Source organism: Micromonospora globosa (genome assembly GCF_000717585.1).
Classification (GTDB): domain Bacteria; phylum Actinomycetota; class Actinomycetes; order Mycobacteriales; family Micromonosporaceae; genus Micromonospora; species Micromonospora aurantiaca.
Window position 1 is genome coordinate 15,598 of sequence record NZ_JNZR01000012.1, and the last position, 18,030, is coordinate 33,627.

The window sequence follows — 18,030 nt, forward strand, 5'->3', positions numbered from 1 at the left end:
TTCGAGGCATGCCCGATCTCGCCGCGATCGTCATCCACTGCCGCGACCCCTACCTGCTGGCCCCGTTCTGGAGCGCGGTCACCGGGCTGCCGGTGGTCGAGGCGGACCGGGTGAAGCTCGCCGAGGGCACGCTCGCGCCGACCGAGGCGGTGCTGCTGCGCGATCCGCACGGGCGGCGTCCGGACCTGTGGATCAGCCCCGCCGACGTGCTGCCGGAGCCCGGCCGGATCCACCTCGACCTGGTCGGCGACGCCGAGGAGCGGGCCGCGGTGCTGGAGGCGGGCGCGACAGTCGTCCGCGAGCTGCCGCGCTGGACCGTGCTGGCCGACCCGGAGGGCAACGAGTTCTGCCTGCTCCCGCCGAACGAGGCGCACACGGCGTCGCCGCCCGGGCACTGAGCCGGCTCAGTCGGCCAGTTCCTCGATGTTGAGCCGACCTCGGGCGAACGCGTCCACCCGGCCCCAGCGACCAGGGATGTCCAGCACCTCGATCCGTCCCATGCCCACCGGCAGCCGCGGGTCGACAGCCAGGTGCTGCTCGTGCGGCTCCAGACCGAGCATGGTGCGCAACAGCAGCAGCGGCGCCCCTGTGGACCAGGCCTGCGGGCTGCACGCGGTCGGGTACTCCACCGGGAACTTGGTCAGCTCGCGCGGGTAGCCGCCGAACGCCTCCGGCAGCCGGCCGTCGAAGTAGGTGGCCGCGTCGAGGATGCCGTTGGCCACCGTGGCGGCCTCCTCGGCGAAGCCGTACCGGCGCAGACCCCAGGCGACGAACGAGTTGTCGAACGGCCAGATCGTGCCGTTGTGGTAGCCGATCGGGTTGTAGCGGACCTCGCCCTCGGCCAGCGTCCGCACCCCCCAGCCGGACCAGAGCCGGGGACCGACCAGATGCTCGGCGACCTTCGCCGCCCGCTCGTCGTCCACGATCCCGCTCCACAGCAGGTGGCCCATGTTGGAGCTGAGCACGTCGCACTGACGCCCGTCCGGGTCCAGCGCGAGCGCGTAGAAGCCGCGGTCGGCGACCCACCAGTCGTTGTTGAAGCGCCGCTTCAGCTCCGCCGCCTCGCGTTCCAGTTGATCGGCGTACGCGGGGTCGTCCCAGAACAACCGGGCCATCCGGGCGGCCCGCATCTTCGCGTCGTACGCGTACCCCTGCACCTCGCAGGTGGCCCGGGGGAACGGCGGCAACGTGCCGTCGGCGTACGAGATGGAGTCCCACGAGTCCTTCCAGCACTGGTTCTCCAGGCCGGTGTCGGTGTTGCGCCGCTCGTACCAGATGTAGCCGTTGCCGAGCAGGTCGGCGTAGTCGTCGACCCACTTCAACGCCGCCCGGCACTCCCGTTCCAGCTCCTTCACCAGCGCGCCGTCGCCGCTCCACCGCTCGTACTCGTCGAGCAGCACCACGAACAGCGGCGTCGCGTCCACCGAGCCGTAGTACGGCGAGTGCGGCTGCTCCTCGAACGCGGCGGTCTCGCCGTACCGCATCTCGTGCAGGATCCGGCCCGGATCCTCGTCCCGGAAGTCGTCGAACCGGGTGCCCTGGAGCGCGCCGAGGATCCGCAGCGTGGTCTTCGACATCTCCGGCGCGAACGGCAGCACTTGGAGGCAGGTGAGAATGCTGTCCCGGCCGAACATGGTCATGAACCAGGGCAGGCCGGCCGCGGGCAGCGTCTGCCCGCCGAGCGACAGCGGCGAGAAGCGCAGCGCCGCGAGGTCGACGAGGCTCCGCCGGTACGTCGCGGCGAGTTCCTCGTGCTCGCTGTTCAGCTTCGGTGCCCGGCTGATCCACTCCTCCAGGTCGTGCTGGAGCGCGAGCCGCTCGGTGCCGTGCGCGCGCAGCCCCATCCGCAGGTCCCGGCCGCCGGGGCCGATCGCGAACGTCTGCACGTCGATGACCGCTTCCCACTGCTCGTTGGGTTCCAGCCGGATGCTCCAGGCGAAACCGCGCTGGTCGTAGCGGGCCGGCTGGTTGGCGGAGACGAGCGTCTCGCGCCGGAAGTTGCCCCGCCGGTAGCCCAGGCGCAGCCGGTCCGACTCGGCCTCGGCGTAGTGTTCGCCCTTCTTGTTCAGGATCTCGTCCTTGACCTGGAACAGGTCGGCGAAGTCCGATCCGGCGTCCATCCGGATCTCCAGGTCGACCGGCTTCTCGTCGTGGTTGAGGATGGTCAGCGTCTCGCGGAAGCTGCCGCCGATCGCCCGCTCCCGGATGACCGACAGCTTCGCGTCGATGTAGTGCGTGGCCATGCCGGGCACCAGGAAGAACCGGGCCTCGTAGTACTGGAGGTCGTCGTAGGACAGCGCGTTGAGCCGCTCGCCGTTGATCGTGAGCACCCATTTCGACAGGTACCGCGTGTCGAGCGAGAACAATCCGGTCGGCTCGCTCGGTGTGGCCTCGATGTCGCCGGTGTCCTCGCACACCACGAACGTGTTGCCGTCCAGGATCCGGACGGAGTTGCTGCCGGGCATCAGGCACCCCTCCCGCCGAACGTGTGGTGCGGTCCCCGGGAGTCCGGCGGACCGGGGAAGACCCGCTCGACCTGCAACACGAGCCGCAGGTCGCCGACGACTGTCATGTCGCCCCGCAGCAGCGCCGCGACGGCGTTCTCCTCACCGCCGACCAGCTCGGCGAACAGGCGCGGCTCGGTACCGACCACCGTGTCCGCCTCGCCGTCCTCCTGCCGGACCCGCAGGTTGCCGTGATCGATCTCCAGCAGCCAGTGCGTGGTGTGCGGGCCCTCGTGCAGGTCGAAGCGGAGCGTTCCGGATGTCTTGACCAGCAGTGGCTCGAACCCCCGCCGATCCAGGTCCTCGAAGAATCTCGTGGTCATGTCCACCATCCGGGCCACTCCTCCCGCGATCCGCGGTCTACCTGTCGAGGCTCGTGTCCCCACCCGATCCGGGGTCAACCTCGCCCGAACCGGGTGAGCGCGGCGCCACGGCACGGACGCGCGACGCCGGCCCCCGAACCGGGAGCCGGCGTCACCGCGGCAGGCAGGTCTAGTTGTTGGGCTCGTCGGCGCTGATGTCCGCGAGCACCGACTGGGGTTCCCGCTCCACCGCCAGGTCACCCATGGAGATCAGGCCGACCAGCCGGCCGTCGTCGATCACCGGGAGGCGACGGACCGCGTACGTGCGCATCAGGTCCGCGGCGGCCACGGCGTCGTCGTACTGGCTGACGGTCACCACGTCCTTGCTGGTGACCTGGTTGAGCCGGGTCGCGGTGGGGTCCATGTTCTCGGCCACGCCCCGCACCGTGATGTCCCGGTCCGTCACGATGCCGACCACGTTGTCGCCGTCGGTCACCACCACGTCGCCGATGGCACTGTCGCGCATCTCCTGCGCGGCGGCCATGAGCGTGTCGTTGCCGTCCATCGTCACCAACCGGGTCGTCATGAACTCTCCGACCGTTGTCATGGTGCTCCCCTCTCGCTGTCGGCACCGCGGTCTACCCGCCAGCCCAGGCGGGGTAACGCGTGCCTCACCGCCGGTGGCGCAGCCGTCGGCGCAGGTCGTAGGCGCCGTTGCTGGACAGCCCGTAGAAGATCGGCAGCAGCAGGAGCACCACGAGCGCCGCCGGCACGCTCAGCAGCACGCCCACCAGACCGGCGATCGCGTACGCGAGCACGCCGAGCAGGGCCCGGACGCGTTCGGCCTCGAAGAACCGCAGGTCATCGGTACCCCCGCCCTGCCTGCGCGGGGCGGCCGGCGACCCGGCGGGCATACCCGCTGAGCAGGCGTCCGTGCCGGGTGGCCCGGCACGGACGCCCTGGCGGGTCAGCGCTCGGCGGCGACCAGCTCGGCGAGCTGCACGGCGTTCAGCGCCGCGCCCTTGCGCAGGTTGTCGTTGGCGCAGAACAGCGCGAGCCCGTGCTCGACTGTCTCGTCGGCCCGGATCCGGCCGACGTACGTCGGGTCCTGGCCGGCCGCCTCCAGCGGCGTCGGCACGTCGCGCAGCGCCACGCCGGGCGCGCCGTCGAGCAGCTCACGGGCCCGGGCCGGGTCGATCGGCCGGGCGAACCGGGCGTTGATCTGCAGCGAGTGGCCGGTGAAGACCGGCACCCGCACGCACGTGCCGGAGACCTTCAGCCCGGGGATCTCCAGGATCTTGCGGCTCTCGTTGCGCAGCTTCTGCTCCTCGTCCGTCTCGAAGGAGCCGTCGTCGACGATCGAGCCGGCCAGCGGGAGCACGTTGAAGGCGATCGGACGGGCGAACGAGCGCGGCGCCGGGAACTCCACCGCCCGGCCGTCGAAGGCGAGCCCGGCGGCGTCCTCGGCCACCTTGCGGACCTGCTCGTCCAGTTCCGCCACACCGGCCAGGCCGGCGCCGGAGACCGCCTGGTAGGTGGCGACGACGAGGCTGACCAGTCCGGCCTCGTCGTGCAGCGGGCGCAGCACCGGCATGGCGGCCATCGTGGTGCAGTTCGGGTTGGCCACGATGCCCTTCGGGCGGTCCGCGATCGCGTGCGGGTTGACCTCGGCCACCACCAGCGGCACCTGCGGGTCCATCCGGAACGCCGAGGAGTTGTCGATCACCACGGCGCCCGCCTCGGCGACCCGGGGAGCCAGCTCCTTCGCGGTCCCCTTGCCCGCCGAGAAGAGCACGATGTCCAGGCCGCGGTAGTCCGCGGCGGCCGCGTCCTCCACGGTGACCTCGCCGTCGCGCCAGGGCAGCGTGCGCCCGGCCGACCGGGCCGAGGCGAACAGGCGCACCTGCTCCGCCGGGAACTCGCGCTCCGCCAGCACCTGCCGCATGACGCCACCGACCTGACCGGTGGCTCCCACAATGCCGATCCTCATGCCCGCGAGGCTACCCAGCCGGGCGGTGCGGGTGGGAAACGTTTCCCACCGCGCGGATGCGGGGCGACGGGAATCACAGGCCCGCCGCCCCGCCCGGTCACGTGTGGTCGACCACCTCGCCGAGACCGCTGGCGACCAGCTCGTCCCGGATGACCGCCGCGTCCCCCTCGATCACCATCGTCAGCGACTCCGGGTGCAGATAGGTGGCGGCCGCCGCGGAGACGTCCTCGACCGTCGCCGCGAGCAGTTGCTCCCGCAGCCGCGCGTGGTAGTCGTCCGGCAGGTCGTGCACGACCAGCGTGGTCAGGGCCGCGGCGATGGCCCGGGGGCTCTGCAACTCGACCGAGAGCTGCCCGGCCCGCCAGGAACGCGCCACCTCCAGCTCGTCCTCGCTGACACCGGTGAGCTGGGTACGCGAGATCTCGCCCACCGACTCGACGAGCGCCGGGGCGGTCACCGCGGTCTGCACACCGGAGCTGACCGCGAACCGGCCGAACCGCCGGGACGAGGCGAAGTCGCCGCGGATCCCGTACGTGTAGCCGCGTACCTCCCGGATCAGGTGGTTGAGCCGGGACGTGAACGCGCCGCCGAGCACGGTGCCGGCGAGCGTCATCGGCACGTGGTCGGGGTGGGCGCGATGCGGGGACGGGTGGCCGAGCCGCAGCGTGGACTGCACCGAGCCGGGCCGGTCGACCAGGATGACCCGGCGCTGCCCGGCCAGCGGCACGTCGATCGGGCCGCCGCGTTCCACCGGGCCGCCGCCGGCGCCGGCGAACGCCGTCGCGGCGAGCGCGTCCAGGTCGATCCGCTCCAGGTCGCCGGCGACGACGAGCGTGCCGGGGCGGATGAACCACTCCGAGTGGAAGACGGTGACGTCGTCCACCTCCAGCGCGGCCACGCTGTCCGGGTCGCCGTAGAGCGGGCGGCCCCACCGGTGCTCCGCGCCGAACAGCTCGGCCCGCAGCACCGCGTCGGCACGCGGGCCGGGGTTGGCCCAGTCCATCCGCAGCGCGGTCGCCTCGTCGTCGCGTACGCGCAGTACGTCGGCCGGGTCGAGCCGGGGCGTACGGACCGCCTCGGCCAGCAGCTCCACCGCGGCGGTCAGCCGGTCCACCGGCACCTGCACGCTCACCTGGAACGAGTCCCAGTCGAGCCCGGTCGCCAGCTCGGTGCCGAGCGCCTCGATGGCCAGCGCGTACGCGGTGGCGTCCCGCTGCGCGGTGCCCTCCTCCAGCGCCTTGGCCAGCACCGCGCCGAGGCCCTCCTTGCCGACCGGCTCCCGGCCCGCGCCGCCGTCGAGCAGCAGCAACGCGACGGCGAGGTTCTGCCCGGGCAGGTGCGCGGCGACCACCTGACCGCCGGCCACCGTCCGCCGGACCACCTGCGGGAACCGGTAGGCGCGGGCGGCGCCGGGGCCGGGACGGGTGGCGATCAGCGACATCAGTTCTCCTCGGGCAGGTAGGTCAGGATCACCCGGTCGGCGGCGCCGAGCAAGTCGGCGGCCTGCTCGGCGATCTGCTCCGCGGTCACCGCGAGCCAGGCCGGCAGCCGGTCGGCCGCGCGGGCCGGGTCGCCGAACTGGGTGGCGTAGCGGCCGAGCGTGTCCGCCCGACCGTCGACGGTGGACATCTGCCGCCACCACATGGTGCTCAGCAGCGCCTTGGCGCGGTCCAGCTCGGCGGCGGTCACCGGCACGGTGGCCAGCTCGTCGACCACCTCGGCGAGCCCGTCGCGCAGCCGCTCGGCGCTCACCCCGGGACGGGCCGTGGCGGTGGCGATCAGCGGGGCGGGCGCGTGCGCGAGGTCCACCCCGTACGCGCCGACCAGGTCCGGCTGGGCGATCCGCTCACCGTCGGCCAGGCGCTGGTAGAGGCGGCTGCCCCGGCCGCTGCCGAGCACGGTGCCCAGCACCGTGGTCACGTCGTACCCCTGGGTGCCGAACGGGTGGGTGCGGTGCGCGACGTAGACGCGGGGGGCGGGCACGTCGGCGGTGACCGTCTCCACCGCCGGGCGGCCGGTGGCCGGCACGGTGCGGCCGTCCGGCGCGGCCGGGATGTCGGCGCGCGCGGTGAGACCGCCGAAGTACTTGTCGGCGAGCGCGAACACCTCCGCCGCCTCTGTGTCGCCGACCACTGTGAGGACCGCGTTGTTCGGCGCGTAGTACGTGCTGTGGAACTCCTGGAAGGTGGCCAGGTCGGCGGCGTTCAGGTCGGCCATCGACCCGATCGTCGCGTGGTGGTACGGGTGGCCCGGCGGGTAGAGCAGCGGCAGCAGCCGCAGCCACGCGTCGCCGTACGGCACGTTCTCGTAGCGCTGACGGCGCTCGTTCTTCACCACGTCACGCTGGTTGTCCAGCGTCTCCTGGGTCAGCGCCGGCACCAGCCCGCCCATCCGGTCGGCCTCCAGCCAGAGCGCCAGTTCCAGGTGCTCGGCCGGGACCGTCTCGAAGTAGTTGGTCCGGTCCGGGTTGGTGGTCGCGTTGAGCGAGCCGCCCGCGCCCTGAATCAGCTTCATGTGCTCGGTCTTCGCCACGTTCACCGAGCCCTCGAACATGAGGTGCTCGAAGAGGTGGGCGAAGCCGGTCTGTCCCGCCGGTTCGTGGCGTGAGCCCACGTCGTACCAGAGGTTGACCGCCACGGCCGGGGCGGTGCGGTCCTCGCTCACCACCACACGCAGGCCGTTGTCCAGTCGGGTCGTCTCGATCGGCCAGGGGAAACCGCTGTCGGGCATGAGACGACGCTATCCGATCTCGGAGGCGGAAAGGTGACACGCGCGCCGGAGCATCGTCGGTGCGCGCCGGGGTACCCGTGCGGGCATGGCCGCCACCACACCCTCCGCCGTCGAGCGCGCCGCCGCCGCGCTGGCCCGGCTCCGGCACGCCCGGCTGCTGCACCCGGCCGGGCGCACGTTCGCCGGCGAGACCCGGATCTGGGGTACGCCGGGACCGCCGACCGGGGTGCCGCTGCTCGACCTGCCGGGCCGGTGGCCGGCCACGATCCGCCTGTCCAAGGGCGTGCCGACGCCGGGTGGCTGGCCGGACGTGCTGGGCGTGGCGGTACGGCTGCACCGCGATCCGGAGCCGCCGGTGGACCTGCTGTGGAGTTCCAGCGCCGCCGCGCCGGTGCTGCGGAACCTGCCGCTGCCCCGGCGGCGCTTCACCGGGACGTACACGTCGATCATGCCGTTCCGGGCCGGCGGGCGGCGGCTGTTCCTGGCCGTGCTGGCCGACCCGGAGTCACCCGACCTGGGTCGCGGCCTGGCCGAGGCCGGCGCGGCGGTGGCCGGCGACGAGCCCCGGCTGGTGCTGGCGGTCGCCTCGGCGGTGGGCCGGTGGCGGCCGTTCGGCGAGGTACGCCTCGACGACGAGCGCGGCGCCGCCGAGGACGCCGCGCTCGCGTTCGACCCGATCGGCAACGTGCCGCCGGGGTTGCGTCTGACCGGCCCGCTGGCCCGGCTGCGGGACGACAGCTACCGGGGTTCCCGCCGGGCCCGGGGCGCCGGGCTCAGTCGGGCGGCTCGACGGGGGTGACGGTCTGCTCGGACGTGCGGTGCTCCAGCACCGTGTCGGGGGCGGCGTTCTGGTCCGCCTCGCGGATGTCGGACTCGGTGAGGATCGCGTCGGCCTGCGCCTCCGCGTCGTCGCTGCCGGCCGCCGCCTCCTCCGGCAGCAGGTGCGCTCGGGACTCGATCCGTTCCTGGTCACTCGGGTCGTGGCTCGTGGTCATGCCGATCACATACCCCGCGTTCCGCACTTCGGAACGACAGCGGGCTTTCCGCCGCGCGTCGGGTACGCTGGCCGACGTGACGCGGTCGTATCGATGGTTTAGGCAGCCGGCTGGAGGAGCCGGTGACTCGACCATGAGCTGACGTCACCACCTCTTCGAGCCGGCGGGCAGGGATCGATTTCCCTGCCCTTTCGTATGCGAGCAGCCGGCTCGATCCCCCGGACCCGGCACGGGGGCACGGTCGGCGGAAGGAATCCCCACCGTGACCACGTCCCAGGACGCCCATCGGGTCATCGACCAGCGCATCGACCGTGTGGTGCCGCTGACCACCCCGGCCCTGCTGCACCACCACCTGCCGCTCGAGACCCCGCTGGCCGAGGCCGTCGTGGCGGGCCGCCGTGCCGTCGGCCGGGTGCTGGACCGCGACGACGACCGGCTGCTCGTCGTCGTCGGCCCCTGCTCCGTGCACGACCCGGCCGCCGCCCTGGAGTACGCGGGCCGGCTGCGCGAGGCCGCCGCCCGGGTCGCCGACGACCTGCTCGTGGTGATGCGTGTCTACTTCGAGAAGCCGCGCTCGACGGTGGGCTGGAAGGGTCTGATCAACGACCCGGCGCTGGACGGCTCCGGCGACGTGAACACGGGTCTGCGTACCGCGCGGGCGCTCCTGCTCGACGTGCTGCGGCTGGGCCTGCCGGTGGGCTGCGAGTTCCTCGACCCGATCACCCCGCAGTACATCGCGGACACGGTGGCCTGGGGCGCGATCGGCGCGCGGACGGTGGAGAGCCAGGTGCACCGGCAGCTCGCCTCCGGGCTGTCCATGCCGATCGGCATGAAGAACCGCCCGGACGGCAGCATCGCCACCGCCGTGGACGCGATCCGGGCCGCCGGGGTGCCGCACGTCTTCCCCGGCATCGACGTCTCCGGCACCCCGGCGATCATGCACACCCGGGGCAACGCGGACGGGCACCTCGTGCTGCGTGGCGGGGGCGGCCGGCCGAACTACGACGCGGAGTCGGTGGCCGGGGCGCTGGAACTGCTGCGGGCCGCGGGCCTGCCGGAGCGGGTGGTGGTCGACGCCAGCCACGCCAACAGCGGCAAGGACCACCGCAACCAGCCGCTCGTCGCCGCCGACGTGGCCGCGCAGCTCGCCGCCGGCCAGCGCGGGATCGCCGGCATCATGCTGGAGAGCTTCCTGGTGCCGGGCCGGCAGGACCTGGACCCGACCCGGGAGCTGGCGTACGGCCAGTCGGTCACCGACGCCTGCATCGGCTGGGACGCCACCGCCGAGGTCCTCGACCACCTCGCCCAGGCCGTGCGGGCCCGCCGGGCCACGCTCCCGGCACCGGCCTGAGCGGGGTTGGGGCGAGTTTGACCGGTTCGGTGCCGGGTAGGTGGTCGGCGTGACCGATGACGCGCCCGTGACCGAGCAGCCCGACACCAGGCCGCTCGACGACCTGCTCGACGACATCTACCACGGCCAGGAGCGGATCACCCAGGCGGACATCTACCGCCGGGCGGTGGCCGCCGAACTCCCCGCGGAGCTGCTCACCCGGATCGCCGCACTCCCCCAGGGCGAGTACGCGGCGGACGAGGCGGCGGATCTGCTGGGCGGCACGGTCGCCTGACCCCCCGGAAGACCGAGAGGACGCGAGATGACCGATCGCAACCCCGACCACGAGCACCTGGCGGCGCTCGGCCAGCCCCCGGAGGGCGTCGACACGCTGCCGGAGCCGGACTTCGCCAACGAGCACGAGCGCACCGCTGTGGACCGGGACGTCGTCACCGGGGAGGACGAGGACGAGCGGGAGCCGGAGGCGTCGCGCGGCTGGGCCGGCGAGGACCACGGCACCACCCCCACCTGACTGTGGGAGACACGGAAAAGGGGGCCGGCGCGCGCCGGCCCCCTTTCGTGTCCTCGGGTCACGCCTCGTGGCGACCGCCCTCGGCCGCCTGCTGGGCGACCGCGTACCCCATCTGGAGGAAGTCGGAGGCGGCCACCGCGGTCAGCGCGGTGGCGACCAGCCGGGTCAGCCGGGGCGCCAGCACCAGGCCGCCGGTGAGCCCGGTGGCCACCCAGACCGCCAGGCAGAACGGGCAGCTCACCAGCTCGCCGAGCGCGTGCCGGGTCGGGCTGCCCTCGTCGCGGACCTGCTCCATCACCTCGCCGCTGCCGATCGGGTGGTCGTAGCGGGTGAACGGCGCGCGCAGCGGGCTGGTGATCGCGTCCTTGGACAGCAGCCGGCTGAGCTTGTGCGTGGCGATCGAGAGCAGCACCACGTCCGCGGGCGTGGGCCGCTCGGGCACCGGCCGGCCGGTCGCGCGGACCAGGCCGACGAGCGCGGCTGTGACACCGGCGTACGTGCCCATCGCCTTCAGGTAGCCCTCCAGCGGCCGGTGCTCGTGCGGTGCGTACGCCTGGCGCAGGCGCGCCACCTTCTGCTTCAGGCCACTCCCGGTCAACCCGGCCTCCTCGTGCTCGTCGTGCGGGCCGGGCTCAACCGGCGGTCAGGTTGTCGGCCACCTCGCGGTCGAGGTTGGCCAGGATCTCGTCGGCCAGGTCGTGGTCCGGCCCGGCCAGGTCCAGCCGCACCCGGGCACCGCCCGCGCCGGCCGGCTCCACGTCGATCTCGGCGGACCAGTCCGCGGCACTCCACCGGGCCCGCATGTCGTCGGCGTCGACGACCTCGACCCGGCAGGTGCCGGAGCTGCGCAGCCGCTCGGGCAGCCAGGCCGAGGAGCGGTCCGGATCGGTGGCCGTGTTGAACACCACCTCCGGCGGCGCGGACATGCCGCGCTCGGCGTGGCTGGCCATCAGGCGTCCCGCAGCCGGCTCGGGTCGACCTCCCGGCCGGGGTGCCGGGCCAGGTACTCCGTCTCCAGTTCGGCGGTGCGCCGCAGGTGGTTGGCGAGCGCCGAGTCGGTGGCGTGCCGCAGCGTGTCCAGCCGGGTGCGGTGCAGGCTCTGCATCTCCCGGACCAGGTCGTCGTCACCCAGCTCCACCGGGTCCACCCCGAGTTGCTCGCCGTCCGCGTCGACGGTACGGGCGTGGTCGCCGTCCCACTCCGCGACCCGCTGTTCCGGGCTCGCGTCCCGGCGTACCGATTCGGTCATCGTCGCCCCCTCGTCTCGTTCGGGTTGGCACCTGTTCGGATGCCCAGCGGGCGTGTCACCAAACCCCGCCCGGACTACGACGCCGTGTCGGAGACGACCGGCGGCCCCGGTACTCTCGTTGGCATGAATCGGCTCTGGACACCGGCGTGGATCGTCCGCCACGTGGCCATGGTCGTGCTCGTGGCGGGTTGCCTCGGCATGGGCTGGTGGCAGGTCACCCGCGCCGCCGGGGGGAACGCGATCAGCTTCGGTTACGCGATCGAGTGGCCGGTCTTCGCCGGTTTCGTGATCTTCGTCTGGTGGCGTGAGGTCCGCCAGACGCTGCGCGCCGCCGACCCGGCGTCGTCGGCGGACCCGGCGTCGTCGGCGGACCCGGCGGCGTCGGACCGACCCGCGCCGTCGGCCGGTCCCGCGCCGTCGGTGACCGCCGGCACCCCGGCGGTACGTCGGCCGGTGCGCGTCGTGCGGGCGCCTGCCGCCCCGGCCGACGGGGCGGACGACGCCGAGCTGGCCGCGTACAACAGCTACCTATCCTGGTTGAACGCCAATCCGGGCGCCCGGCCCGGCGACTATCCCGGCTGAGGCCGGTGCGGAAGGACGGACGACGGTGGGCGGAGCCTTTACCCGGTACCGCGTGATCGCCTGGATCGTGGGCGTGGCGCTCGTGGTGCTGGTCCTGATCGGCATGCCGCTGAAGTACGGCTTCGACAACCCGAGCGTGGTGGCCGTGGTCGGCGTGGCGCACGGCTGGCTGTACATGCTCTATCTGGCGCTCACGTTCGACCTGTCGCGCCGGGCGAACTGGCCGCTGAAGCGGATGCTGCTGGTGATGCTCGCCGGCACCGTGCCGTTCGTCTCGTTCTACGCCGAGCGGCGGGTGAGCCACTGGGTGGCCGCCGAGACGCGGTCGCGTACGCCGGAGCCGGTCGCGGGCTGACCGCGTCTCACCGGGCCGGCCGCCACGGCTCGGCCGCCGGCGGGTCGGCCCAGCCGCCCAGCCGCGCCGCCTCCCGGGCCCGCCCCAGCGCGCGGGCGACCTGGCCGAACTGCCGCTCGTCGTCGCTGCTGAACAGCAGCACCTCGGTGCCGCGCACCCGTCCCCACAGCTCGTGCGAAGGGGGCCGCACGCGGTCGCCGATCAGCACGAGCAGCAGCGGCACCAGCCCGACCGCGCCGAGCATGAGGTACGCCCCGGCGGTGAGCCGGTGCAGGCCGCCGGTGAAGCCGAGCAGCAGGCCCACCGCGGCGATCATCGCGGCGGACACGGCGACCGCCCGGATCGCGAGCCGGTCGTGCGGCCCGCGGTCGGTCCGGAGCTGGGTGATCTCGGCCACCGGCCAGCTGTTGCGGCCGACGGTGAAACGCTCGGCGGTGACGACGATGCCGGGCCGGGCGTAGAGCAGCCTGGGTGCGGCCGGTCGCGGCGAGCGGGGCGGCTGGGCGGCGGAGCGGTCGGTCTGCACGGCGGCCTCCCGGGAGCAGGGATCCCGTGGTGGGATTTCCCGTCCGGGCTTCATTGTGTTGGCCTCGCGCCACCTGACCTCGGGGTTTCGGCGGTCGCGGGGGTCATCGGCCCGGCCCTGCCCGCCGGAAACAGAGAACGATTTCCGTCTTTGTCGTGACTTTGCCTGGCGTTGCCTGGCGACATCCGCCCAGAACGACGAATCGGGCGAGTCGCCTCATCCACCCACCGGTTCCCCCTCATCACTTTCCGCCACTTTGCCAACTTTCGCCCCTGCTTGAACTCCCGACTACTGCGATCACGGGTTAGGTTGTCCAGGTCGGCCCGGTCGACAGCCGTCCACCCGGACGGCCCCGGGCCGGTGTCGCCGGGTCGCGAACGCGCCCGGCGACCGGTGGGAGAGGAGCTTTCCGCTCTTGTCGTCCTTACGGATGCTGCTCCGCTCGCTGGCGGTGGCCGGCCTCTCGGCCGCGTTGCTCGCCCCGGCGCAGGTGGCCCGGGCCGAGCCGACCCCCGCCGAGCTGACGAAGCAGATCGAGAAGTCCTCGACTGAGCTGGAGCGAATCGTCGAGTCCTACAACAAGCTCAACGAGGACATCAAGACCAACAAGGCCACCGCGGCCAAGTTGGAGGCCCGGATCGGGCCGCTGCAGGAACAGGCCGAACGCAGCCGCGCCGACGTGGGCGTGCTGGCCGCGACGGCGTACAAGACCGGCGGCATGCGCACCGCGGCGGCCCTGCTGGACCCGGGCGGCCAGGCCACGCTGCCGGAGCGGCTGGGCACGCTCGACCAGCTCACCCGCCAGCGGCAGCGCACCATCAACAGCTTCACGGCCGACCAGCAGCGGCTGATCGACCAGAAGACCGCGCTGGACGTCACGCTCGCCCGGGAGGCGGCGCAGGCCAAGCAGCTCAAGTCCGCGAAGACGCGGATCGAGGCGGACCTGTCCGACCTCTACGAGATGCGGCGCAAGGCGTACGGGCGGGCCAACGAGGCGCCCGGCAACCCCAGTTCGGCGGGCAAGCCGCCGGCCGTCTCCGGTGACGCCGGCACTGTGGTGCGGTTCGCCTACGGCGCCGTCGGCAAGCCCTACGGCTACGGCCAGGACGGCCCCGGCAGCTACGACTGCTCCGGCCTGACGCTTGCGGCGTGGCGGACGGTCGGCAAGTCGCTGCCGCACAGCGCGGCCCGGCAGTGGAGCGCCACCACCCGGATCAGCCGTAGCGAGCTGCAACCGGGTGACCTGGTCTTCTACTCCGGGCTCGGGCACGTGGCGCTCTACGTCGGCAACGGCCAGATCATCGACGCGCCCAGCGCCGGGCGCAACGTCAGCAAGCGCGGCATGAACATCATGTCGATCGCCGGCTACGGCCGGGTCTGAGCTACCGCGAAGACGGCGAACGGCCGGCGTCCCCCTGTCGGACGCCGGCCGTTCGCCGTTCATTGTTACCAGGTCAGGCCGCCTGGAGCCCTTCCGCGCGAGCCAGCTCACGCAGCCGGCCCAGTGCCTGGATCTCCAGCTGCCGGATGCGCTCGCGGGACAGCGAGAACCGCGACGCGACCTCGGTCAGCGAGTGCTCCCGCCCGTCCTCCAGGCCGTACCGGGCCCGCATGATGCCGGCGGAACGGTCGTCGAGGTGGTTGAGCAGACCCTCGATCCGCTGCCGCTCCAGGCCGGTGAGCACGATCTCCTCCGGCGACGGCGCGTCGCTGTCGGCGACCAGGTCGCCGAGGTTGGTGTCGCCGTCGTCGCCCACCGGGGTGTCCAGCGAGACGGTGTCCTGCGACCAGCGGACCAGTTCGTTGACCCGCTCGACGGTCACGCCGAGCGCGGTCGCGATCTGCTCCGGCTCCGGGTCGCCGCCCAGCTCACGGGTGAGCTGCCGGGCCACGTTGCGCATCCGGTTGACGTCCTCGACCAGGTGCACGGGCAGCCGTACGGTCCGCTCCTGCTGGGCGATCGCCCGGCTGATCGCCTGGCGGATCCACCAGGTCGCGTAGGTGGAGAACTTGAAGCCCCGCTCGTAGTCGAACTTCTCGACCGCCCGGACCAGGCCGGTGTTGCCCTCCTGGATCAGGTCCAGCATGGGCATCCCGGAGCGCACGTAACGCCGGGCGATCGACACGACCAGCCGCAGGTTCGCGCGGATGAACAGGTCCTTCGCGCGCTCACCCTCGACGACCAGCCGCTCCAGGTCCTCCCGGTCGACGCCGTCGGGGATCCGATCCTCGTCGAGCAGGTGCTCGGCGTAGAGGCCCGCCTCGATCGCCTTGGAGAGGTCGACCTCCCGGGCGGCGTCGAGCAGCGGCGTCCGGGAGATCTCGTGCAGGTAGACGCCGACCAGGTCCCGCTCCTCGGCGACCTCGTCGGTACGCATGCCGATGTTCTTGTCCACGATTGCCACGGTCCCCTCGCTCGCGCCGGTTGCCCGGTTCCTTGCCATCCCCACGTTCATCAGCCCTCCCCGTAACCTCCGCTGTGCCCGTAGGTGCTGACACCTACACAACAGATGTGACGCGTCGGGGATTCCATGTCGTGAGTCGAAACTGTCACGAATGCCTGAGTAGTAGCTGAGAGCCCGGTCCATGTTTCCTGTTACCGGCCCGGTTCGGGCGGCTCGCGGGCGCCGTTTTCGGCGCACACCGGAGCTGCGAAATCGCCGTTCGCCCATGGAATGGCACCATTGCCTGTTCCATGAACACAGCGAGCCGCGTCACCGAGTCGTTGCGATCCTGGTCACTGCGAGATACGCGCCTGCGGACCGGTCGGTTCAGCCATGCTCAAGGATTACCCTCCGCCTCGTTGAACAATCCGTGCGGGAGGAGTCGTCCCCTCCCCGCACGTGATACGCGTCGCACCCGCCTGGCGGATGCGCCGGGCGGGTGGATCGGCGGTACGGGCGGGCCGAACGGTCAGGAGGCGAGCAGTTCGAGCGCGCCGCGTACCTGGTGGGCGGAGCGGGCCAGCGCGGCCCGGGCGGCCGGCACCTCGGCGCCGGAGACGAGCGCGACGAGCGCGGTCTTGAGGTCGCCGTCGGCCTCCCGCAGGGCGACCCGGCACACCTCCTCGGCACAGCCGGTGGCCTCCATGAGGATCGAGATCATGCGGCCGCGCAGTTTGGCGTTGGTGGCCACCATGTCGATCATCAGGTTCGAGTAGACCCGGCCCAGACGCACCATCACGGCCGTGGAGAACGTGTTGAGCACCAGCTTCTGCGCCGTGCCGGCCTTCATCCGGGTCGACCCGGTGACCACCTCCGGTCCGGTGTCCACCCCGATGAAGACGTCCACCGACGCGGCGGCCTCGGCCTCCGGATTCGCGCAGAGCAGCACCGTACCGGCCCCCTGCGCCCGGGACGCGGCGAGCGCCCCGAGGACGTACGGGGTGCGCCCGCTGGCCGCCAGGCCCACCACGAGGTCGCCGTGGCGTACGCACTCGGCGGCGTCGGCGGCGCCACCGCGCTCGTCGTCCTCGGCGTCCTCGACGGCCCGCCACATCGCGTCCGGGCCGCCGGCGAGGTGCGAGCAGAACCAGTGCCGCGGCGAGTTGAACGTCGGCGCCAGTTCGGCCGCGTCCAGCACGCCGAGGCGACCGGAGGTGCCGGCCCCGAAGTAGTGCACACGGTGCCCGTCGCGCAGCGCGGCCACGGCCAGGTCGACCGTCTCGGCGATCTCGTCCAGCACCGCGGCGACCGCGGCCGGCACTCGCCGGTCCGCCTCGTTGATCACGGTGAGCACGTCCCGGGTGGACATCAGGTCGAGGTCGACGCTGTGCGGGTTGCGCCGCTCGGTCGGCGCGCCGACGCGCACCACCGGTCGCACCGCCGCCACGCCGTCCCGCTCCACCCGACCCGCCGTCATCCCCGCCTCCGCCCGGGGCCGACCCGGTGCGACTGGACCGCCTCGGCGGTGGCCTCCAGGGCCTTCTTCGTCCGGGCCCGGCTGCGGGCGGCCACACCGACGAAGAGGCAGTCGACCACTGTGAGCTGGGCCAGCCGGCTGGCGGTCGCGCCGGAGCGGTATGTCGTCTCCCGGGCGGCAGTGGTGAGCACGTGGTCCGCGACCTCGGTGATCGGCGAGCGCGGGAAGTTGGTCAGCGCCACTGTCGTGGCACCGCGCGCCCGGGCCTGCTCCAGCACCTCGATGACGTCGGACGTGGTGCCGGTGTGCGAGATGCCGACCGCCACGTCGCCGCGGCCCAGCAGGGCGGCGGAGGTGAGCGCGGTGTGCACGTCCGGGAAGTAGAACGCGATGCGGCCGATGCGGTGCAGCTTCTGCTGGAAGTCGGAGGCGACGAAGCCGCTGGCACCCGCGCCGTAGACGTCGATCCGGCCGGCCGCGCCGATCGCCTCGACCACTCGCTCGCAGACCGCCGGGTCGAGCTGCTCGGCGGTCTCCTCCACGGCCCGGGCGTCGTTGAACGCGATCGTGGCGATGATCTGGGCGAGGTCGGCACCCGGCGGGATGTCGCCGCCGACCACCCGCGCGTCCGGCGGCTCGATCCGGCGGGCGGCCTCGGCGGCGAGCCGGATCCGCAGCTGGGGGTAGCCGTCCATGCCGACCGAGCGGCAGAAGCGGATCACTGTCGCCTCGGACGTCTCGGCGGCGGTGGCGAGGTCGGTGATCGTACGCCGGGCCGCGTCCGCCGGATCGGCGACGACCAGCCGGGCCACCCGCTGTTCGGCCGGGGACAGCGAGGGCAGCAGGCCGCTGATGTGGACGATCAGTCCACCGGGCTCGTGACTCGCAGAAATCTTCGAACTCTTCGCCACGGATGAAACTTACTTTCACACGGCGTGAGCGTCAACCATGACACCGCGTATCGGGAAATTTACCGTCTTCCGTGCCCGCCCCCGGGCCAAGGATCCCATTGTCGCAGCCCCGCCGCCTCATCCGCTCCGGTCGAGTCACTCCTGCCGCCCGACGTGCCGGTCC

At 72.7% G+C, this 18,030-nt stretch carries 23 protein-coding genes; 8 read left to right on the forward strand and 15 right to left on the reverse strand.

The features are described from left to right. Positions 1–8 precede the first annotated feature (8 nt). Entirely contained in the window at positions 9–398 is a 390-nt protein-coding gene (locus IF06_RS0113465; protein WP_013475432.1) for a VOC family protein, read from the forward strand. 6 nt (positions 399–404) lie between these two features. Here IF06_RS0113465 and IF06_RS0113470 read toward each other — a convergent pair whose 3' ends face one another. The 7 genes from IF06_RS0113470 to IF06_RS0113500 form a co-directional block, all read right to left on the reverse strand. Next, a complete protein-coding gene (locus IF06_RS0113470; RefSeq protein WP_030271294.1) occupies positions 405–2,465 on the reverse strand; it encodes a glycogen debranching N-terminal domain-containing protein in 2,061 nt (686 codons plus the stop codon). Beyond that, a complete protein-coding gene (locus IF06_RS0113475; RefSeq protein ID WP_030271296.1) occupies positions 2,465–2,836 on the reverse strand; it encodes an SCP2 sterol-binding domain-containing protein in 372 nt (123 codons plus the stop codon). Before IF06_RS0113475 ends, IF06_RS0113470 begins: the two co-directional genes overlap by 1 nt. Positions 2,837–2,996: 160 nt before the next feature. Then, complete coding sequence (locus IF06_RS0113480) at positions 2,997–3,413, reverse strand: CBS domain-containing protein (protein ID WP_013288135.1); 417 nt, start codon at positions 3,411–3,413, stop codon at positions 2,997–2,999. Positions 3,414–3,477: 64 nt separating this feature from the next. Further along, on the reverse strand, positions 3,478–3,720 hold the full coding sequence (locus IF06_RS0113485; protein WP_030271298.1) for a hypothetical protein: 243 nt from the start codon (positions 3,718–3,720) through the stop codon (positions 3,478–3,480). A 53-nt stretch (positions 3,721–3,773) separates the two neighbouring features. Next, complete coding sequence (locus IF06_RS0113490) at positions 3,774–4,796, reverse strand: aspartate-semialdehyde dehydrogenase (protein WP_030271300.1); 1,023 nt, start codon at positions 4,794–4,796, stop codon at positions 3,774–3,776. 97 nt (positions 4,797–4,893) lie between these two features. After that, on the reverse strand, positions 4,894–6,237 hold the full coding sequence (locus IF06_RS0113495; RefSeq protein ID WP_030271303.1) for a M16 family metallopeptidase: 1,344 nt from the start codon (positions 6,235–6,237) through the stop codon (positions 4,894–4,896). Further along, on the reverse strand, positions 6,237–7,526 hold the full coding sequence (locus IF06_RS0113500) for a M16 family metallopeptidase (RefSeq protein ID WP_030271304.1): 1,290 nt from the start codon (positions 7,524–7,526) through the stop codon (positions 6,237–6,239). Before IF06_RS0113500 ends, IF06_RS0113495 begins: the two co-directional genes overlap by 1 nt. Positions 7,527–7,611: 85 nt before the next feature. Here IF06_RS0113500 and IF06_RS0113505 point away from each other — a divergent pair, with 85 nt between their 5' ends. After that, positions 7,612–8,325: a hypothetical protein gene (locus IF06_RS0113505; protein WP_030271307.1), complete on the forward strand. Its 714-nt coding sequence runs from the start codon at positions 7,612–7,614 to the stop codon at positions 8,323–8,325. On the opposite strand, the gene IF06_RS0113510 is transcribed toward IF06_RS0113505, so the two are convergent. Beyond that, a complete protein-coding gene (locus tag IF06_RS0113510) occupies positions 8,300–8,521 on the reverse strand; it encodes a hypothetical protein (RefSeq protein WP_013288141.1) in 222 nt (73 codons plus the stop codon). The genes IF06_RS0113505 and IF06_RS0113510 overlap by 26 nt on opposite strands. A 253-nt stretch (positions 8,522–8,774) precedes the next feature. Here IF06_RS0113510 and IF06_RS0113515 point away from each other — a divergent pair, with 253 nt between their 5' ends. Genes IF06_RS0113515 through IF06_RS0113525 form a run of 3 tightly spaced genes read left to right on the forward strand, consistent with a single transcriptional unit; the run spans position 8,775 to position 10,383 of the window. Further along, a complete protein-coding gene (locus IF06_RS0113515; RefSeq protein WP_030271308.1) occupies positions 8,775–9,872 on the forward strand; it encodes a 3-deoxy-7-phosphoheptulonate synthase in 1,098 nt (365 codons plus the stop codon). A 40-nt stretch (positions 9,873–9,912) separates the two neighbouring features. Continuing rightward, on the forward strand, positions 9,913–10,146 hold the full coding sequence (locus IF06_RS0113520) for a hypothetical protein (protein WP_018786980.1): 234 nt from the start codon (positions 9,913–9,915) through the stop codon (positions 10,144–10,146). Between the two features lie 27 nt (positions 10,147–10,173). Beyond that, positions 10,174–10,383 carry a hypothetical protein gene (locus tag IF06_RS0113525; protein ID WP_013288144.1) on the forward strand — a complete coding sequence of 70 codons (210 nt, stop codon included), beginning with the start codon at positions 10,174–10,176 and terminating at the stop codon, positions 10,381–10,383. Between the two features lie 58 nt (positions 10,384–10,441). Here IF06_RS0113525 and IF06_RS0113530 read toward each other — a convergent pair whose 3' ends face one another. The 3 genes from IF06_RS0113530 to IF06_RS0113540 are packed head-to-tail and all read right to left on the reverse strand — an operon-like array spanning position 10,442 to position 11,632. After that, positions 10,442–10,981: a DUF1360 domain-containing protein gene (locus IF06_RS0113530; protein ID WP_013288145.1), complete on the reverse strand. Its 540-nt coding sequence runs from the start codon at positions 10,979–10,981 to the stop codon at positions 10,442–10,444. A 34-nt stretch (positions 10,982–11,015) separates the two neighbouring features. Then, entirely contained in the window at positions 11,016–11,333 is a 318-nt protein-coding gene (locus IF06_RS0113535; protein WP_013288146.1) for a hypothetical protein, read from the reverse strand. Further along, the gene (locus IF06_RS0113540; protein WP_013288147.1) at positions 11,333–11,632 is read right to left on the reverse strand and encodes a DUF6158 family protein; all 300 of its coding nucleotides are present in this window, start codon (positions 11,630–11,632) and stop codon (positions 11,333–11,335) included. Before IF06_RS0113540 ends, IF06_RS0113535 begins: the two co-directional genes overlap by 1 nt. 123 nt (positions 11,633–11,755) lie before the next feature. Between IF06_RS0113540 and IF06_RS0113545 the strand changes: the two genes are divergently transcribed. Both IF06_RS0113545 and IF06_RS0113550 read left to right on the forward strand, forming a co-directional pair. Then, on the forward strand, positions 11,756–12,214 hold the full coding sequence (locus IF06_RS0113545; RefSeq protein WP_030271310.1) for a hypothetical protein: 459 nt from the start codon (positions 11,756–11,758) through the stop codon (positions 12,212–12,214). Between the two features lie 25 nt (positions 12,215–12,239). Next, positions 12,240–12,569, forward strand: coding sequence for a DUF3817 domain-containing protein (locus IF06_RS0113550; RefSeq protein WP_030271312.1), 330 nt, complete (start codon positions 12,240–12,242; stop codon positions 12,567–12,569). A 7-nt stretch (positions 12,570–12,576) separates the two neighbouring features. Here the strand turns inward: IF06_RS0113550 and IF06_RS0113555 are convergent, their stop codons facing one another. Then, positions 12,577–13,095 (reverse strand): DUF6232 family protein, encoded by a 519-nt coding sequence (locus IF06_RS0113555; RefSeq protein WP_013288150.1) that lies wholly within the window; start codon positions 13,093–13,095, stop codon positions 12,577–12,579. Between the two features lie 415 nt (positions 13,096–13,510). On the opposite strand from IF06_RS0113555, the gene IF06_RS0113560 reads away from it, so the two are divergent. Next, positions 13,511–14,476 carry a C40 family peptidase gene (locus tag IF06_RS0113560; protein WP_030271315.1) on the forward strand — a complete coding sequence of 322 codons (966 nt, stop codon included), beginning with the start codon at positions 13,511–13,513 and terminating at the stop codon, positions 14,474–14,476. A 73-nt stretch (positions 14,477–14,549) separates the two neighbouring features. Here IF06_RS0113560 and IF06_RS0113565 read toward each other — a convergent pair whose 3' ends face one another. The 3 genes from IF06_RS0113565 to IF06_RS0113575 all read right to left on the reverse strand — a co-directional run bounded on the left by IF06_RS0113565 (position 14,550) and on the right by IF06_RS0113575 (position 17,867). Then, complete coding sequence (locus IF06_RS0113565) at positions 14,550–15,539, reverse strand: sigma-70 family RNA polymerase sigma factor (protein WP_030271317.1); 990 nt, start codon at positions 15,537–15,539, stop codon at positions 14,550–14,552. 469 nt (positions 15,540–16,008) lie between these two features. Continuing rightward, positions 16,009–16,956: an N-acetylmuramic acid 6-phosphate etherase gene (murQ, locus tag IF06_RS0113570; RefSeq protein WP_013288153.1), complete on the reverse strand. Its 948-nt coding sequence runs from the start codon at positions 16,954–16,956 to the stop codon at positions 16,009–16,011. Continuing rightward, on the reverse strand, positions 16,953–17,867 hold the full coding sequence (locus IF06_RS0113575; RefSeq protein WP_013288154.1) for a MurR/RpiR family transcriptional regulator: 915 nt from the start codon (positions 17,865–17,867) through the stop codon (positions 16,953–16,955). Before IF06_RS0113575 ends, murQ begins: the two co-directional genes overlap by 4 nt. Positions 17,868–18,030 lie beyond the last annotated feature (163 nt).

What these genes read in the sequence shown, in the direction of transcription:
- IF06_RS0113465 (WP_013475432.1), top strand. Translation starts at nt 9, where the DNA reads ATGCCCGATCTCGCCGCGATCGTCATCCACTGCCGCGACCCCTACCTG.
- IF06_RS0113470 (WP_030271294.1), bottom strand. Translation starts at nt 2,465, where the DNA reads ATGCCCGGCAGCAACTCCGTCCGGATCCTGGACGGCAACACGTTCGTG.
- IF06_RS0113475 (WP_030271296.1), bottom strand. Translation starts at nt 2,836, where the DNA reads ATGGTGGACATGACCACGAGATTCTTCGAGGACCTGGATCGGCGGGGG.
- IF06_RS0113480 (WP_013288135.1), bottom strand. Translation starts at nt 3,413, where the DNA reads ATGACAACGGTCGGAGAGTTCATGACGACCCGGTTGGTGACGATGGAC.
- IF06_RS0113485 (WP_030271298.1), bottom strand. Translation starts at nt 3,720, where the DNA reads ATGCCCGCCGGGTCGCCGGCCGCCCCGCGCAGGCAGGGCGGGGGTACC.
- IF06_RS0113490 (WP_030271300.1), bottom strand. Translation starts at nt 4,796, where the DNA reads ATGAGGATCGGCATTGTGGGAGCCACCGGTCAGGTCGGTGGCGTCATG.
- IF06_RS0113495 (WP_030271303.1), bottom strand. Translation starts at nt 6,237, where the DNA reads ATGTCGCTGATCGCCACCCGTCCCGGCCCCGGCGCCGCCCGCGCCTAC.
- IF06_RS0113500 (WP_030271304.1), bottom strand. Translation starts at nt 7,526, where the DNA reads ATGCCCGACAGCGGTTTCCCCTGGCCGATCGAGACGACCCGACTGGAC.
- IF06_RS0113505 (WP_030271307.1), top strand. Translation starts at nt 7,612, where the DNA reads ATGGCCGCCACCACACCCTCCGCCGTCGAGCGCGCCGCCGCCGCGCTG.
- IF06_RS0113510 (WP_013288141.1), bottom strand. Translation starts at nt 8,521, where the DNA reads ATGACCACGAGCCACGACCCGAGTGACCAGGAACGGATCGAGTCCCGA.
- IF06_RS0113525 (WP_013288144.1), top strand. Translation starts at nt 10,174, where the DNA reads ATGACCGATCGCAACCCCGACCACGAGCACCTGGCGGCGCTCGGCCAG.
- IF06_RS0113535 (WP_013288146.1), bottom strand. Translation starts at nt 11,333, where the DNA reads ATGGCCAGCCACGCCGAGCGCGGCATGTCCGCGCCGCCGGAGGTGGTG.
- IF06_RS0113540 (WP_013288147.1), bottom strand. Translation starts at nt 11,632, where the DNA reads ATGACCGAATCGGTACGCCGGGACGCGAGCCCGGAACAGCGGGTCGCG.
- IF06_RS0113545 (WP_030271310.1), top strand. Translation starts at nt 11,756, where the DNA reads ATGAATCGGCTCTGGACACCGGCGTGGATCGTCCGCCACGTGGCCATG.
- IF06_RS0113565 (WP_030271317.1), bottom strand. Translation starts at nt 15,539, where the DNA reads ATGGCAAGGAACCGGGCAACCGGCGCGAGCGAGGGGACCGTGGCAATC.
- murQ (WP_013288153.1), bottom strand. Translation starts at nt 16,956, where the DNA reads ATGACGGCGGGTCGGGTGGAGCGGGACGGCGTGGCGGCGGTGCGACCG.